At 70.0% G+C, this 14200-nt stretch carries 18 protein-coding genes; 4 read left to right on the top strand and 14 right to left on the bottom strand.

Annotated elements, in window-relative coordinates; all coding sequences use genetic code 11:
- Nucleotides 1-14: 14 nt before the first annotated feature.
- The 4 genes from ABD830_RS32825 to ABD830_RS32810 all read right to left on the bottom strand — a co-directional run bounded on the left by ABD830_RS32825 (nt 15) and on the right by ABD830_RS32810 (nt 2857).
- On the bottom strand, nt 15-197 hold the full coding sequence (locus ABD830_RS32825; protein WP_344996232.1) for an ester cyclase: 183 nt from the start codon (nt 195-197) through the stop codon (nt 15-17).
- Between the two features lie 45 nt (nt 198-242).
- Nucleotides 243-821, bottom strand: a complete 579-nt coding sequence (locus ABD830_RS32820; RefSeq protein WP_344996229.1) for a TetR/AcrR family transcriptional regulator — start codon at nt 819-821, stop codon at nt 243-245.
- A 62-nt stretch (nt 822-883) separates the two neighbouring features.
- Nucleotides 884-1861, bottom strand: coding sequence for a flagellar basal body-associated FliL family protein (locus tag ABD830_RS32815; protein ID WP_344996226.1), 978 nt, complete (start codon nt 1859-1861; stop codon nt 884-886).
- 69 nt (nt 1862-1930) lie between these two features.
- Nucleotides 1931-2857 carry an AraC family transcriptional regulator gene (locus ABD830_RS32810; protein WP_344996223.1) on the bottom strand — a complete coding sequence of 309 codons (927 nt, stop codon included), beginning with the start codon at nt 2855-2857 and terminating at the stop codon, nt 1931-1933.
- A gap of 121 nt (nt 2858-2978) precedes the next feature.
- Here ABD830_RS32810 and ABD830_RS32805 point away from each other — a divergent pair, with 121 nt between their 5' ends.
- Entirely contained in the window at nt 2979-3539 is a 561-nt protein-coding gene (locus ABD830_RS32805) for an NADPH-dependent FMN reductase (RefSeq protein ID WP_344996220.1), read from the top strand.
- 50 nt (nt 3540-3589) lie between these two features.
- On the opposite strand, the gene ABD830_RS32800 is transcribed toward ABD830_RS32805, so the two are convergent.
- The 5 genes from ABD830_RS32800 to ABD830_RS32780 are packed head-to-tail and all read right to left on the bottom strand — an operon-like array spanning nt 3590 to nt 7576.
- Complete coding sequence (locus ABD830_RS32800) at nt 3590-3991, bottom strand: RrF2 family transcriptional regulator (protein WP_344996217.1); 402 nt, start codon at nt 3989-3991, stop codon at nt 3590-3592.
- Nucleotides 3991-4962: a sulfate/molybdate ABC transporter ATP-binding protein gene (locus tag ABD830_RS32795; RefSeq protein ID WP_344996214.1), complete on the bottom strand. Its 972-nt coding sequence runs from the start codon at nt 4960-4962 to the stop codon at nt 3991-3993. Before ABD830_RS32795 ends, ABD830_RS32800 begins: the two co-directional genes overlap by 1 nt.
- A gap of 5 nt (nt 4963-4967) precedes the next feature.
- Complete coding sequence (locus tag ABD830_RS32790) at nt 4968-5750, bottom strand: sulfate ABC transporter permease (RefSeq protein WP_344996211.1); 783 nt, start codon at nt 5748-5750, stop codon at nt 4968-4970.
- The gene (gene cysT, locus ABD830_RS32785; protein WP_344996207.1) at nt 5743-6561 is read right to left on the bottom strand and encodes a sulfate ABC transporter permease subunit CysT; all 819 of its coding nucleotides are present in this window, start codon (nt 6559-6561) and stop codon (nt 5743-5745) included. The genes ABD830_RS32790 and cysT overlap by 8 nt, the downstream gene beginning before the upstream one ends.
- 7 nt (nt 6562-6568) lie before the next feature.
- Nucleotides 6569-7576 carry a sulfate ABC transporter substrate-binding protein gene (locus tag ABD830_RS32780; RefSeq protein ID WP_344996204.1) on the bottom strand — a complete coding sequence of 336 codons (1008 nt, stop codon included), beginning with the start codon at nt 7574-7576 and terminating at the stop codon, nt 6569-6571.
- Nucleotides 7577-7729: 153 nt separating this feature from the next.
- Here ABD830_RS32780 and ABD830_RS32775 point away from each other — a divergent pair, with 153 nt between their 5' ends.
- The 3 genes from ABD830_RS32775 (at nt 7730) to ABD830_RS32765 (ending at nt 10189) form a co-directional block, all read left to right on the top strand.
- Complete coding sequence (locus ABD830_RS32775; protein ID WP_344996201.1) at nt 7730-8914, top strand: TIGR04028 family ABC transporter substrate-binding protein; 1185 nt, start codon at nt 7730-7732, stop codon at nt 8912-8914.
- A gap of 82 nt (nt 8915-8996) precedes the next feature.
- Entirely contained in the window at nt 8997-9572 is a 576-nt protein-coding gene (locus ABD830_RS32770; RefSeq protein WP_344996198.1) for an alkylhydroperoxidase domain protein, read from the top strand.
- Nucleotides 9569-10189, top strand: coding sequence for a VOC family protein (locus ABD830_RS32765; RefSeq protein WP_344996195.1), 621 nt, complete (start codon nt 9569-9571; stop codon nt 10187-10189). Before ABD830_RS32770 ends, ABD830_RS32765 begins: the two co-directional genes overlap by 4 nt.
- Before the next feature lie 57 nt (nt 10190-10246).
- Here ABD830_RS32765 and ABD830_RS32760 read toward each other — a convergent pair whose 3' ends face one another.
- The 5 genes from ABD830_RS32760 to ABD830_RS32740 form a co-directional block, all read right to left on the bottom strand.
- On the bottom strand, nt 10247-10705 hold the full coding sequence (locus ABD830_RS32760; protein ID WP_344996192.1) for a hypothetical protein: 459 nt from the start codon (nt 10703-10705) through the stop codon (nt 10247-10249).
- 60 nt (nt 10706-10765) lie between these two features.
- Nucleotides 10766-11521, bottom strand: a complete 756-nt coding sequence (locus tag ABD830_RS32755; RefSeq protein WP_344996189.1) for a MauE/DoxX family redox-associated membrane protein — start codon at nt 11519-11521, stop codon at nt 10766-10768.
- A gap of 9 nt (nt 11522-11530) precedes the next feature.
- On the bottom strand, nt 11531-12127 hold the full coding sequence (locus ABD830_RS32750; RefSeq protein ID WP_344996186.1) for a cell wall protein: 597 nt from the start codon (nt 12125-12127) through the stop codon (nt 11531-11533).
- 10 nt (nt 12128-12137) lie between these two features.
- Complete coding sequence (locus ABD830_RS32745; protein WP_344996183.1) at nt 12138-12443, bottom strand: RlpA-like double-psi beta-barrel domain-containing protein; 306 nt, start codon at nt 12441-12443, stop codon at nt 12138-12140.
- 231 nt (nt 12444-12674) lie between these two features.
- Nucleotides 12675-14012 (bottom strand): amidase, encoded by a 1338-nt coding sequence (locus ABD830_RS32740; RefSeq protein ID WP_344996180.1) that lies wholly within the window; start codon nt 14010-14012, stop codon nt 12675-12677.
- Nucleotides 14013-14200 lie beyond the last annotated feature (188 nt).

Below are 14200 nucleotides of genomic sequence, written 5' to 3'. Positions count from 1 at the left end.
GCGGGCGACAAGGGTCAGGTGGGCTGGGTGAGGGTGACGGCGTCGAGCGCGTTCAAGGCACCCAGTTCGTCGGCGGTCATCCAGACGTTGCTGATCCGGCCGTCGGTGATGGTCAGGATGTCGATGATCCGCAGGTCCAAGGGGCGGCCCGTGGGTGGAAGCGGTCCCGCCGAGGTCGCCAGCGGGCCGACTGCCATGCCGCCAGTGTCCACCGGCCGCGCGTGTCCGCCCAGACCGATGACTTACACGCGCACGCCGAGATGGTCGACGAGCAGGTCGATCCGGTCCTGCTGGTGCCCGGCGGGGATCCGGCGGTCGTGGGCCAGGGTCGCGAGGCCGTGCAGGGCGGCCCACACGACCTCGGCGAAAATGCCGGGGTCGTGTTTCCCCGCGACCGGCTCCAGCGCGTGCGCGAACTCGCCGAACGTCTCGCGCAGCTCCTCCGGGGTCTCCTCCGTGGCGAAGGGGATGGCGATCGGCATGACGAACATGGCCTCGTACAGGGCGCTGTGGGTCCGGGCGAAGTCGAGGTAGGCCATCGCGACCTGGCGCAGCACCGCCTTGGGATCGCCGCCGGCCGCACGCGCCGCGCGCAGCCTGCCCGTCAGCTCCACGAACCCCTCGAGCGCCACCGCCTGTACGATGGCGTCCTTTCCCGTGAAGTGGCTGTAGAGCACCGGCTGGCTGTATTCGACCCGTTCCGACAGGCGCCGGGTCGTCACGGCGTCCCAGCCCTCGGACTCGGCCAGCTCGCGGGCGGCGGTAATGATCAACTGGTGGCGTTCGGCACGTTCGCGTGCTCGGCGGGCGGCGATCGACATACCTGCCAAGCTAGCATGACTATAACGCCTAGCGCTGCTACGACAGCTACCGATTGCCAGGCCTAGCTCGTGATGGTCAGGTCGCGGAAGAGGAAGTAGCTCGCGTGGTCGCTCTGCAGGTACCGGTGGTAGTACGCGGCCAGCGACTTGGCGGTCTTGTCCGCGGTGAGGACGGTGACGACCACGTACTTCTTGGACGCGGCCGAACGCATCTTGCCGTAGACGTAGGTGCTGTGCGCCTTGTCCTTGCGCCACTTCACGGCGTTCGAGTCGAGCGTGGCCAGCCGTGCGGCGGCCTTCTTCGCGGCCTGCTCGCTGGGGAACGACATCATGACCTGGACCGCCTTGATGTGCCCGCCGTAGGCCGAGTACGCGAGCTGGATGGCGCGCTGGCAGTGGTTCTGGGCCAGCACGCCCCTGCCGTCGACCGGGTCGCAGGTGCTGTACGTCCAGCCGCCGACCCTCTTGGCCTGGAGCTTCACGTCTCCGAGCTTGAAGTCCCAGTCGTCGAACTCCTTGTCCGTGAGCGGCGAGCCCGGATCGACACGGTCGGAGGAGGTCTGGGTGTCGCTGGGGGTCGGGGTCGAGGTCGGCGGGTCAGACGGTGAGGCCGGCTCCGAGGGCGGGTCGGACGGCGGCTGCGTCGCGGTCGTCGGGAACGGCTCGGCGCTCGGCAGGGCGACCGGCGGCTTCGAGACAGAGCCGCGCAGGTAGAGGAACGCGCCGGCGCCGCCGCCCACGAGCAGCACGGCCAGGCCGGTGACCAGGCCGATGATCAGAGCGTTGTTGCTCTTCGGGGGCGGGGACGGGAGCACCAGCGTCCGCTGCGGCTCCATCCGCTGCCCGTACGGCGGGCCGTATCCGGGCGGTGGTGTGCCGCCATAGCCGGACTGGCCCTGGCCGGGCTGTCCGTGGCCGGGTGGCGGGCCGTAATGGGGATGGGGATTCGGGGGCGGGCCGTACCCCTGCGGCGTTCCTTGCCCGCCCCACGGTCCTTGCGGCTGAGGCTGGGGCGGCGGAGGCTGCGGAGGGTATGCCATCCGTCCATTGTGGTGTAACCAGCACTCATCCGGCCCAACCGCCCCTCGATTCCCATCTGACGCATCGGGTCAGGCGGCGACCTGGCGTCGGTACTTGCCGGGCGACACCCCGAACTGCCGCTTGAACGCGTTCCCGAAGGCGAACTCCGATCCGTACCCCACCTGCTGGGCCACCTCCGCCACCGAGGCGTCGGACTCGCGCAGCAGGCGGCCGGCCGTGGCCAGGCGCCACCATGTGAGGTACGCCAGCGGCGGCTGCCCGACGAGGCCGGTGAAGCGGCGGGCGAAGCCGGCGCGCGAGAGCCCGGCGTGGGCGCCGAGCGACTCGACCGTCCAGTGGCGGTCGGGGGCGCGGTGAATGGCGTCGAGCGCGCGGCTGACGGCAGGATCGGCGAGCGCGGCCGCCCACCCGGACTCGTCGCACACCGTCGACTCCTGGTCGAACCAGGCCCGCAGGATGTAGAGCTGGAGCACGTCGAGCAGCGACGTCACGACGGTGTCGGCGCCCAGACGGGGGTTGTCGAGCTCGCCGGCCAGCAGGTCGACGGCGGCCTTGAGCTCCGGGCGGTGGCCGAGCGTCGTCGGCAGGTGGATCACGCCGGGCAGGGAGCCCAGGATCGGGTGCGTCCTTCCGGCGTCGAGCTGGTAGCCGCAGCACAGGGTGACCGTCTCGGCCCCCTCGCCGTCGTACGTGGCCGAGGTGAACAGGTCGAAGTCGTGATAGGGGTTGCAGGCCGGCGGGGCGAGCGGCGTGCCGGGGCTGTCGGCCAGGCCGTACCCGTCGCCGTGCGGAAGGAAGACCACGTCGCCCACGCTCAGCGGCACGGGATCGCCGCCGGGCGGGATGAGCCAGCAGGACCCGCGCAGCACCATCTGGAACCCCGCCGACCCGGGCACCGCCGGAAACGCCTGCCCCCAGGGGGCGCGCCAGGTGATGCGGGCGGACGTGGGCCGGCCGGTGCGTATGTGGGCGACGACATCACTCAGCACATCCATGTCCGAAGTCTAACCTCTGAGACTCTCGCTTAAGAAAAGTAGACAACCAAGCATTGGTTATCTCACGAACGCCGCATACGGTTGTTTGCGTTCTTCCTGACCGACCGTGAGGACCGTTGAAATGATCAAGGTTGGCATCATCCTCGGCAGCACCCGTCCGGGCCGCAACGGCGAGGCCGTGGCGCAGTGGGTGCACGAGCTGGCGACCAAGCGCGGCGACGCCGAGTACGAGCTGGTGGACCTGAAGGACTACGACCTCCGCCACCTGGACGAGCCGAACTACCCCGCCATGGGCAACTACGCGCACGAGCACACCAAGCGGTGGGCCGAGAAGATCGCCTCGTTCGACGCGTTCGTCTTCGTGACGCCCGAGTACAACCGCTCCATCCCCGGCGCGCTCAAGGACGCCGTCGACTTCCTGTACGCCGAGTGGAACAACAAGGTGGCCGGTTTCGTCGGCTACGGAGTGGACGGCGGGGCCCGGGCCGTCGAGCACCTGCGCCAGATCCTCTCCCAGGTGAGCGTGGCCACAGTTGCGCAGCAGGTGGCGCTCTCGCTCTTCACGGACTTCGAGAACATGTCCGAGTTCAGGCCCGCCGCCATCCACGAGGACAAGCTGGGTGCCGTGCTCGACCAGGTCCTCGCCTGGTCCGGTGCCCTCCGCCCGCTGCGGGCGGCATGAAGGGTGCCGCCGACGTACAGGCCCCACGCCCGCCAGGCGATCGAGAACAGTCAGCCGGAGGCTGGGTCCTTGGCCGCCGTGATGACGACGTCGGCGAGCGTGACCTCGGTCAGCAGGGCATGCTCGTGCTCGCGCATCGCCGTCCAGATGTCGGTGAGCGGGCCGGCCACGCCGGGGAAGCGCTCGATCTCCTCCTCGATCCCCTCCGTCACGCGGATGACGTCGGCGAGGGTGATCTCCTCGGCCGGCCGGGCCAGCCAGTAGCCGCCGTCAGGTCCCCGCTGGCTGCGCACGAGCCCGGCCCGGCGCAGCTGCAGCAGGATGTTGTCGCAGAACCGGCGCGGGATGTCCTGGCTGGAGGCGATCTTCTCAGCGGGCACCGGACCGAGTGGCGCCGCCGCGAGGGCGACGGCGGCGCGCAGGGCGTAGTGAGTGCGGGCAGAGATCCTCATCAGGCCGGCGTCGTGCTCAGGGCGAGGGAGCGGGCGGCCGGGCTGGGCCACACATGGATGACCTGGTCCGGACGCAGGTTCAGGCGCTCGACGGTGCTCCGGGTGACCTGGGCCCAGGCCTCCTGGCCGTCGATGAGCAGCTCCACGCGCACCTCGAAGCCGAGGCGGACGATCCGGGTGACGGTGGCGGGGACGCTGCCGTTCTCCTGGGCGGCGCCGATCTCGATGTCGTGCGGGCGGACCAGACGTCCGTCCAGCTCGGTGACCGGGCCGAGGAAGCGCATCACGAACGGGTCGGCAGGGTTGTCGTAGACCTCCGTGGGGCTGCCGATCTGCTTCACCTGTCCGTCGGCCAGCACGACGATGGTGTCGGCGACCTCGATCGCCTCCTCCTGGTCGTGGGTGACGAACACGGTGGTGACGTGCACCTCGTCGTGCAGGCGGCGCAGCCACGTCCGCAGCTCCTTGCGTACCTGGGCGTCCAGGGCACCGAAGGGCTCGTCGAGCAGCAGGACCTGGGGCTCGACCGCCAGCGCGCGGGCCAGGGCCATACGCTGGCGCTGCCCGCCGGAGAGCTGGGCCGGGTAGCGGTCGGCGAAGTTCTCCAGGTGGACCAGCTCCAGCAGCTCCATCACGCGCTTGCGGATCTCGTCTTTGGGACGTTTGCGGATCTCCAGGCCGAAGGCCACGTTCTTGAACACGCTCATGTGCTTGAACGCCGCGTAGTGCTGGAAGACGAAGCCGACATTGCGGCGCTGGGGTGACAGCCTGGTGGCGTCCACGCCGGAGATCAGCACGGTGCCCGTGTCGGGGGTCTCCAGCCCGGCGATGACGCGCAGCAGCGTCGATTTGCCGCCGCCGCTCGGGCCGAGCAGCGCGGTCAGGGATCCGGCGGCCACGTCGATGGAGACGTCGCTCAGCACCGGCGTTCCCCCGAACGCCTTGTTGACGCCGCTTACTTGGATGGCCATGAGGTTCAGCCCTTCGGGCGCAGGATCTTGGTGAGCAGGAGCGTGACGACCGCCACCAGCGCGAGCGCGGTCGCGGCGGCGAAGGCGGAGGCTTCGTCGAAGTTCTGGAAGCGTTCCTCCACGAACAGGGTCAGCGTCTGCGTCTTCTCGACCAGGCGGCCGGAGACGACGGCGACCGCGCCGTACTCGCCCAGCGCCCGGGCCAGGCACAGCACGACGCCGTAGGCCAGCGCCCAGCGGATCCCGGGGATGGTGATGCGGCGGAAGGTCTGCCAGGGGCCGGCGCCAAGTGTGCGGGCCGCCTGCTCCTGCTCGTCTCCGAGCTCCTCCAGGACGGGGATCACCTCCCGGATGACCAGGGGCAGGGAGATGAAGACGGCCGCCATGACCATGCCGGGGATGGAGAAGATGACCTGGACGCCGAGGCCCTCCAGCCATCCGCCCACGGGGGCGAAGCGGCCGTAGACCAGGATCAGCGCCAGGCCCACCACGACCGGGGAGACGGCCATGGGCAGGTCGATGAGGGCGTTCAGCAGCCGCTTGCCGGGGAAGTCGTGCCGTACCAGGAGAATGGCCGTGCCGACCCCGAAGACGGTGTTGGCCAGCACCGCCCAGAACGCGACGATCAGGGTGACGCGGAAGGCCGACTGGGCCTGGGGGGTGGTGAGCGCCTCCAGCACCGGGCCGAGACCGTTCTCGAAGGTGCGCCAGCCGATGAGCACGACCGGCAGCACGAGCAGGAACAGCAGGTAGAGGAGCGCGAGCGCGCGGAGTCCGTATTTAGCCACGGCGACTGCCCCACCGCTGCAGCAGGTCCAGCAGGACCAGCGTCACCAGGGCGACGACGAGCAGGACCGTGGAGACCGCCGCCGCGCCGACCGGGTTGTCGGTTTCGATCTGCCCGAAGATTTGCACCGAGGCCACCTGGGTCTTGAACGGGAGGTTTCCCGAGATCAGCACCACGGAGCCGATCTCGGCCATCGATCGCGAGAACGCCAGCGCGGTGCCCGACAACATGGCCGGCACCAGGTTGGGCAGGATGATGCGCCGGAAGACCTGCGCCGTGCTCGCGCCGAGCGAGGCCGCGGCCTGCTCCATGTCCCTGTCGAGCTCCAGCAGGACCGGCTGAACCGTGCGCACCACGAACGGGAGGGTGACGAACAGCAGCGCCAGCACCACGCCGGCGCGGCTGTAGGCCAGGTCGACGCCGAGCGGGCTCTTCGGGCCGTACAGCGCCAGCAGCACCAGCCCGGCGACGATGGTGGGCAGCGCGAACGGCAGGTCGATGAGCGTGTCGACCACGGCCTTGCCGGGAAAGCGGTCCCGGACGAGGACCCAGGCGATGACCGTGCCCATGACCAGGTTGATCACGGCCACGACCACCGAGGCGCCGATCGTCAGCGAGAGCGCCGCCCAGGCGTCCGGCGTGGTGACCGCGTCCCAGAAGTAGGCGATCCCCCGCTCCTGCGAGCGCAGGACCACGGCGGCCAGGGGGATCAGCACGATCAGGCTCAGGTACAGGACGGCCGCGCCCAGCCCGAGCGCGGTGCCCCGCTTCTGGCTGAGCGCCGCCCTGGAGACGACAATCTGTGCGGACACGTGGCGCCTACTTCTCGGTCGAGACTCCGAGCTTGCGCTCGATGTCGGCCATGACGCTGCCCTTGGGGTCGAAGAACTCGGTCGTCACCTTCGGCCAGCCGCCGAGGTCGGCGATGGTGAACAGGGCGGGCGGAGCCGGGAAGGAGACGCCCTGCACGCCCTTGACCACCGGCCGGTAACCGTTGTCAGCGAAGATCTTCTGCGCATCCGTGGTGTAGAGGAACTTCAGGAACGCCTTGGCCTCGTTCGGGTGAGCCGAGTTCTTGGTCACCGCGACCGGGTTCTCGATCAGGATCGTGGAGTCCGGGACCGTGTAGTCCAGCGGCTGGTTGTTCTGCTGGGCGAAGATCGCTTCGTTCTCGTAGGCGAGGATGGCGTCGCCCTTGCCGCTGGAGAAGGTCTGCAGCGACTTGCGGGCGCTGTCGTCCTGCACCGGAACGTTCGCGAACAGGGCGTTGAGGTAGGTGACGCCGGTCTGCTTGTCCGCGCCCTTGTTCGACTTGGCGCCGTAACCGGCCATGACGTTCCAGCGGGCGCCGCCTGAGGTGAACGGGTTGGGGGTGATGACCTCGACGCCGGGCTTGGTCAGGTCGTCCCAGGTCTTGAGGCTCTTCGGGTTGCCCTTGCGGGTGGCGATGACCACGACCGAATCGGTGATCATGCCCTTGTTCTCACCGGCGCTCCAGTCCTCGGCGACCAGGCCCTTCTTGACCAGACGGGTCATGTCCGGCTCGAGGGAGAACGCGACGATGTCGGCTTTCAGGCCGGCCTCCACGGCCCGGCTCTGGTCGCCCGACGCCCCGAAGGACTTGGTGAAGGTGACGTTCTTGCCCTCCGGCGTGGCCTGGAAGGCCTCGATGATCTTCTCGTAGGCCGCCTGTGGCGTGGAGTACGCCACCAGCGACAGCTGTACCTGACCGCCCGACCCGCCGTCGGACCCGCCGCCCCCGCACGCGGCGAGAGTGGCGATCGACGCCACGACCGTAGCCGTCGCCAGATGCCTGCGCACGTTCACCTATTCTCCTAATTTCCTACTTAACAAGTCGATATATGGATGTTAAGGCGAGCGGGTTCCCTTGGCAAGGCCATGACTCGACCTATTCCCTTCTTTGTAGGTAGGTTAAAGTGGCTTTAGGGTCATCCACTCCCGTTCATGAAGCGCACCTCCATGTCATCCTCCAGACTGCGCACCACAGCCGTGGCGAGCACCGCGATGCTCGCCGTCGTGGGGCTTATCGGCGCCTGTGGCGGTGGCGGAGCTGCCCAGTCGGCCAAGAGCGGCGGTCAGCCGGTCTTCGGCGGCACGCTGACCTGCCTCGAGCACCAGCCGCCCACCTGCCTGTACCTGCCCGCGGCCGGCTTCTATCCGAACGGCGGCATCCTCAACCAGATCACCGACAAGCTCACCTGGCAGAACCCGAAGACGCTCGAGATCGAGCCGTGGATCGCCACCAAGTGGGAGATCAACGAGGACGCCACCGAGTACACGTTCCACCTGCGCGACGGCGTGACGTTCAGCGACGGCACCCCGCTCGACGCCTCCGCCGTGGCGGCCAACTTCGACGTGTACGGCCTGGGCGACGAGAAGCTCAAGCTCCCGGTGGCCGAGTTCGTCAACAACTACGAGCGCAGCGAGGTCGTCGACCCGCTGGCCGTGCGCTTCCACTTCGACAAGCCGTCCCCCGGCTTCCTCCAGGGCGCCTCCGTCATCGGGGCGGGCCTGGTCTCCAAGAAGACGATCTCGCTGCCGTACGAGCAGCAGTGCCAGCTCAAGAACGTCATCGGCTCCGGCCCCTTCACCCTGAAGAACCAGGTCGTCGACAAGGAAGTGGACCTGGCCGCGCGCAAGGACTACAACTGGGCGCCGCCGTCCTCGAAGCACCAGGGCCGCGCGTACCTGGACGAAATCAAGATCATCGTCACGCCCGAGGACAACGTGCGCGTCGGCGCGCTCACCTCCGGCCAGGCCGACTTCGTCCGGTACGTCCAGGCGTACGACGAGAAGACCGTCAAGGACGCCGGCTTCCAGATCTACGCCGAGCCGACGAGAGGCGTCAACAACGGTCTCTACCTGCGTCCGCGCAACGGCATCCTGAAGGACGTCAAGGTCCGCAGGGCGCTCCAGGCCGGCACGAACGCCAAGGAGGTCATCGACACCCTCTTCACCGGCAGCTACCCGCCGGCCACCTCGGTGCTCAGCCACCTCGCGCAGGGCTACGTGGACCTGTCCGAGGACCTCGCGTACGACCCCGGCAAGGCCGACCGGCTCCTGGACGAGGCCGGCTGGACCAGGGGCGCCCGAAGCGCTCGCCGCGCTGGCCCGAGCGGGGGTGGAGCACCACGGGTATCGTGACGCTGTCGCAGCTCGTCGCCTTCCTGACCTTCCAGATCCGCGTGGTGGCCGGGCTGCGTCACCTGCAGAAGGGACCGACCTCATGACGCAGCAGGCGTTCACCCGGGACCAGCTCGGCTGGGAGCCGTGGCTGGCGCCGCTGGCCACCGACGAGCTGACCGACGAGCACTACGAGGCGCTGGTCGACAAGGCCCGGGCGAAGTCGCCGTACTTCCTGCTCCTCGCCCGCGACCCGGCGATCCTGGAGGCCAGGACCAGGACCGACAACGACATCTTCTACAACGCCGACGGCGGGCTGCCGCGCGCGGAGCGCGAGCTGGCGGCGGCGGCGACCTCGCGCCGCAACGGCTGCGTGTTCTGCGCCTCGGTGCACGCCCGCTTCGCCGCCCACTACTCCAAGCGTGCCGACGACGTGGACCGGCTGCTCGACGAGGGCGTCAACGCGCCCCAGGACGGGGAGTGGCAGACGATCATCGACGCCTCGGTGGCCCTGGCCGCCACCCCGGCCGAGTTCGACGCCGACCACGTCGAGGCGCTGCGCGCGGCCGGCCTCGACGACCTGGCGATCAGCGACGTCATCCACGCGGCCGCGTTCTTCAACTGGGCCAACCGCCTCATGCTCTCGCTGGGCGAGCCGGTACAGGAGCCTTCAGCATGACAGCCGAACTCGACCACCTCGTCTACGCGGTCCCGGACCTCCTCGCGGGGGTCGCCGCGTTCGCGGAGCGCACCGGGGTGACCCCGGTGGCGGGCGGGCGCCACCCCGGCGGCACCGCCAACTACCTGGTCGGCCTGGGCCCGACCGCCTACCTGGAGCTCATCGGCCCGGATCCGGAGGCAGCGGGCCCGCGACCCCGCGCGTTCGGCCTGGAAGCGCTCACCGAACCCCGGCTCGCCCGGTGGGCGGTGCGGCCCGGCGACATCGACGCGACGGTACGGCAGGCGCGCGAACGCGGCTACGACCCCGGCGACGTGCAGCCGCTGTCCCGCCGGACACCCGCCGGGACGCTGCTGGAGTGGCGCCTGACCAGGTGGAACGACGTGGCCTCGATCAACCTGGTGCCGTTCCTCATCGACTGGGGCACGACCGCCCACCCCGCCGCCTCCGGTCTCCCGCAGCTCGGCCTGGCCTCCTTCGCCGCCGTCCACCCGGACCCGGAGGCGCTCCACCGCGATCTGGCCGCGCTGGACGCCGTGCTGGAGGTCGCGAAGGGCCCGGAACCGGCGCTGGAGGCGGTGCTCGACACTCCTCAGGGCGCGGTGACGCTGCGCTGACCGAGACCCGTGCCCGTGCCCGTCCCCGCCCGGACGGGCACGGCGCGGTCTCACGGCTCAGGGCGCCTTGTACTCGGCCGCCTTGCCGCAGTAGCTGATCCCGATCGGCGTGCTGCTGAACCGGCAGACCTGCACGACCACGCGGTCGACGGACGTGAACGCCACCGGGTCGGCCAGGGCGAAGGAGATCGGCACCTTCTCGTTGTCCGCCTTGGCGGTCTGGGAGTCGACGAGGGTGCTGCCCTTGTAGGCGGAGAAGGTGGCCGTGGAGTACATCCGGTCCAGTGAGCAGGGCGAGATGGACGCCTCGTCGGCCAGGTATCCGTCGACCTTCACCGTCGGCCGGACGACCGGCCCGTCGACCCATTCCAGCGTGCCCTCGGTGACCCCGCGCACGCACTGGTCTCCTGAGTCGGCATGGAAATTGACCACTGACTGAGCCGCCGTCGCCGGCAGAGCCGCCAGCAGGACGGCCGCTACCGCCGCCCCCGCCGCCAGCCCGATACGTAAACGCATGGCACCGACCTTCCGTTTGATGGGGATTCGGCCCCATCGTGAACCACGGATCGCGATCTGTCATGACCCCACGAGCGTGACCAGCACGGCCGAGGGGTCGTCGCCGGTGAGGGGGACGGCGAAGACCGCCGTGCGCTCGCGGGCACCGTAGACGACGAACCGCAGGCCGTCCTCGTCCCAGGTGTCCTGGACGTCCGAGGTGAGCTGCGCTGACGCCGAGCAGAACGCGGGGCTGCGGTAGAGCAGGTGCAGCGAGGTGCCCAGCGGGACGTGCTGCGACGGCGCCACGGCCAGCGGGCGGCGCAGCCGTACGAGGAGCTGTCGCAGCGGGGTGAGCCAGTATCGGTCCAGCTCGCCGGAGAGAGCCATGAGGACCACGGCCTCCGCCAGGCCGAGCGCCACGAGCGGAGGGTTCGGATCGGCCGGGATCGCCACGAGGCTCGCGGTCAGCAGGAGACCGGCCCGGGTGAAGGCACGCACGTCGACCGGGCGGGAGTGCGCGCCCAGGCAGCCGCACGACGCCGTGGGCGCGGCCACGTACGAATAGGTGAGATACGCCAGGAATCCGGCGGAGAGCAGCGCGGCGGCCGCCCCGTCCCACGGGGAGAGGGGCGGCGCCAGCAGGGCCGCGGCCACCGCGAGCTCGACCACTCCGACGAGCCGGAGCGCCGGGACCGCGCGCGCCGCGCCGACCAGGCGGGCCAGGGCGGTCTGCCCGGCCCGCACCCGCATCCTGCGGCTGAACAGCTTCATCAGGCCCGCCCAGACGAGGAACAGGGCGATCACGTACGGCTGCGTCGCGGCGATCCCGTGCACGGCTGGCTCCTAGTGGGGGGAGAAGACGGTTGCGATGTCGACCTCGTTCGTGTCGGGCCGCCAGGCGCCGAGGATCTGCACGTGCTGGGCCACCCGTAGCATCGACAGGTCGGCGGTGGGCGGCGATTCGGAGTGGACGGCCACCGACCTGCCGGCCACGACGTGGCAGAGCACCTCTTGCCCGTTGTGGTCGAGGTGAAGGGTCTTGTCGGTGATGTTCTTGATGTGGCCCTTGATGTTGACGATGTTGAGCCACACCGACTCGGCGGCCAGCACGCCGTCCGGCATCCGCACGCCGCGGGCGTACAGGCCGTCTCCCGGCTTGGCCTCGTCGAACGGCACGGGTCCGAGCTTCCACAGGCTCGTGCCGTCCACGACCTTGATGCTGTGGAACACCATGTTCGAGCCCAGGACGAGGAGCGTGTTGTCCTTGATCGAGCGGATCCGGCCCTCGGCGAAGTTGGGGTCGGGGGCGCCCGGCTCGACGTCGGGCGCCGAGCGGGCGAAGGCCGCCTCGGGGCCGAGCGAACCCATTGCGGTCGCGGCGACGACCGTGGCGCCGCCGCCGAGCAGGGCGGACCTGAGCATGTCTCTTCTGCTGGTCATCGTCGCCCCCTCACGCCGCGTCGATCGAGCAGGGACGCAGGCCGGTGGAGAGGCTGGCGATCTTGCTGTACGCCGCGGGAGTGAGGTCGATGATCCGGTCGGTGGCGCAGGTCGAGCCGCAGCAGCTGCGCTCGCCGCAGAACAGGTCGGTCTGCGGGCCGCAGTCGGCGATGGAGGTGACGACGCTGACGCCGCTGCACAGGTTGGTGGTGCGGTGCTGGAAACCGCAGGTCCTGCGGGAGAGGTTGAAGCCGCAGGTGTCCGGGTGGGTGATGGCCCAGCAGGCGTCGGAGGTGTTGGGCCACGCGTGCTGCATGCTTCCGGAGTTGCAGGTGCCGCAGGCGCCCTTGCCTGTGGTGCTGCAGGGTCCCCAGGCGGTGCCGCAGCAGAACCAGGAGACCTCTCCTTGTACCGCGGCGTATAAGTCGATGGGGGTGTCGGGGGGCTGGGTGCGCGCCATGCGCGTCCTCCTAGGGTGAGCTCTGGACGATCTGGAGGTCCTGAAGCTTTCCGACTTGATCTATGAGTACCATGTAAGAATTTTTCGTCAAGGCCCACCATGGGGCCCATTCTTGGCCGCCGTCCGGAAGAGCAGATGCTCGTTCCCGGCGCGGCAGACGAGCTGGACCCCGACCGGCAGGCCGTCCACCGTTCCGGCGGGGACGCTCAGGGCGGGCAGGCCCAGCAGGCTCCATGGGCTGGTCAGTGAGAGCAGCGCGTCCCGTACGGCGACGAGCGTGCCGCCCACGTCGATCTCCCTGCGGCCGAGGGGCGGGGCGGTGATGGGCACGGTGGGCAGCGCGAGGACGTCATGGCGCTCGAACAGCGCCCCGACCGTTTCGGCCAGCCGCGGTCTGGCCTCCAGAGCGCGCACGTACCGCCAGCTCGGCACCGTGGCGGCGGCACGCAGGCGTTCGAGCACCTCGCCGTCGAACAGCGAGGGCGCCTCCGCCATACGGTCCGCGTGCACGGCCGCCACCTCGCCGCTCTGGATGGCGGTGAACGTCTCGTGCAGGTCTCTGGCCTCTTTCCGCGACAACCGGAGCTCGTCCAGCGGGCCGGTCCCGGCCTCCAGCGCCTGGCGCGCCGTGCGGATCACCTCCCGGTCGCAGGGGAAGAGGTCGGCCGGATCCAGCCAGCCGGCACGTGGCGCGCCCGTGCCGTCGGCGTCCGGGACGAGGGAGCGGTAGGCGATGAGGCAGCCCTGCGCGTCGCCCGCGAGCAGGCCGACGTGGTCGAGGGAGCGCGCCAAGGGGAAGACGCCGTCCGCCGGGATCGCCCCGTACGCGGGCTTGAAACCGGCGATCCCGCACAGCGCGGCGGGGACGCGGGTCGAGCCGCCGGTGTCGGTGCCGAGAGCGAGCGGGACCATGCCCGCCGCCACGGCGACCGCGCTGCCGCCGCTGGATCCGCCCGCCATGCGGGAGGTGTCCCACGGGTTGAGGCACGGGCCGGCGGCCGAGCGGTCGCCGGTCGGGCCGTACCCGAATTCGTGCGTGTTGGTCTTGCCGACGATGACGGCCCCGGCCTGGCGCAGAAGGGTCACGCAGGCGGCGTCAGCGTCCGGGACGTAACCGGCGAAGTGCCGCGAGCCCATGGTCGCGGGCAGGCCGGCCACCATGATGACGTCCTTCACGCCGGCAGGCAGGCCGTGCAGGGGGCCCCGGTCCATGCCGAGCGCCAGCTCGCGGTCGGCGTGGCTCGCCGCGGCCGTCGCGCCCTCCGCGTCCACGGTGACGAACGCGTTGAGCGCCGGGCCGAGCGCCGCGACCGCATCGAGCGCGTGCCTGGTGAGCGCCGCCGAGGTGGTACGCCCCGCGCGCAGGTCCTGCGCGAGCTCGGAGATCGTACGACCGGCGAAGTAGCCGCGTTGGCCGAAGGACATCGCTGGTCTCCTACCCCCGTTGGCAGGCAGTATGAGTTAGGTTAGCCTCGCCTAATAACGCAAGGGGCGGCATTACTCGGCCTGCCAGCACGCTCCCGCCTCGACCGAGCAATCCGATGCCGCAAACGACCACTGCACCCATGACCCGGCCAAGGCGAAGACCTTCCTCGCGGAGGCGGGCCTGAGCA

Origin of the sequence: Nonomuraea helvata (assembly GCF_039535785.1) — a bacterium.
Classification (GTDB): Bacteria; Actinomycetota; Actinomycetes; order Streptosporangiales; family Streptosporangiaceae; genus Nonomuraea; species Nonomuraea helvata.
Note: the sequence above shows the minus strand (reverse complement) of the source record. Positions and strands in the feature narration are given on the sequence as shown.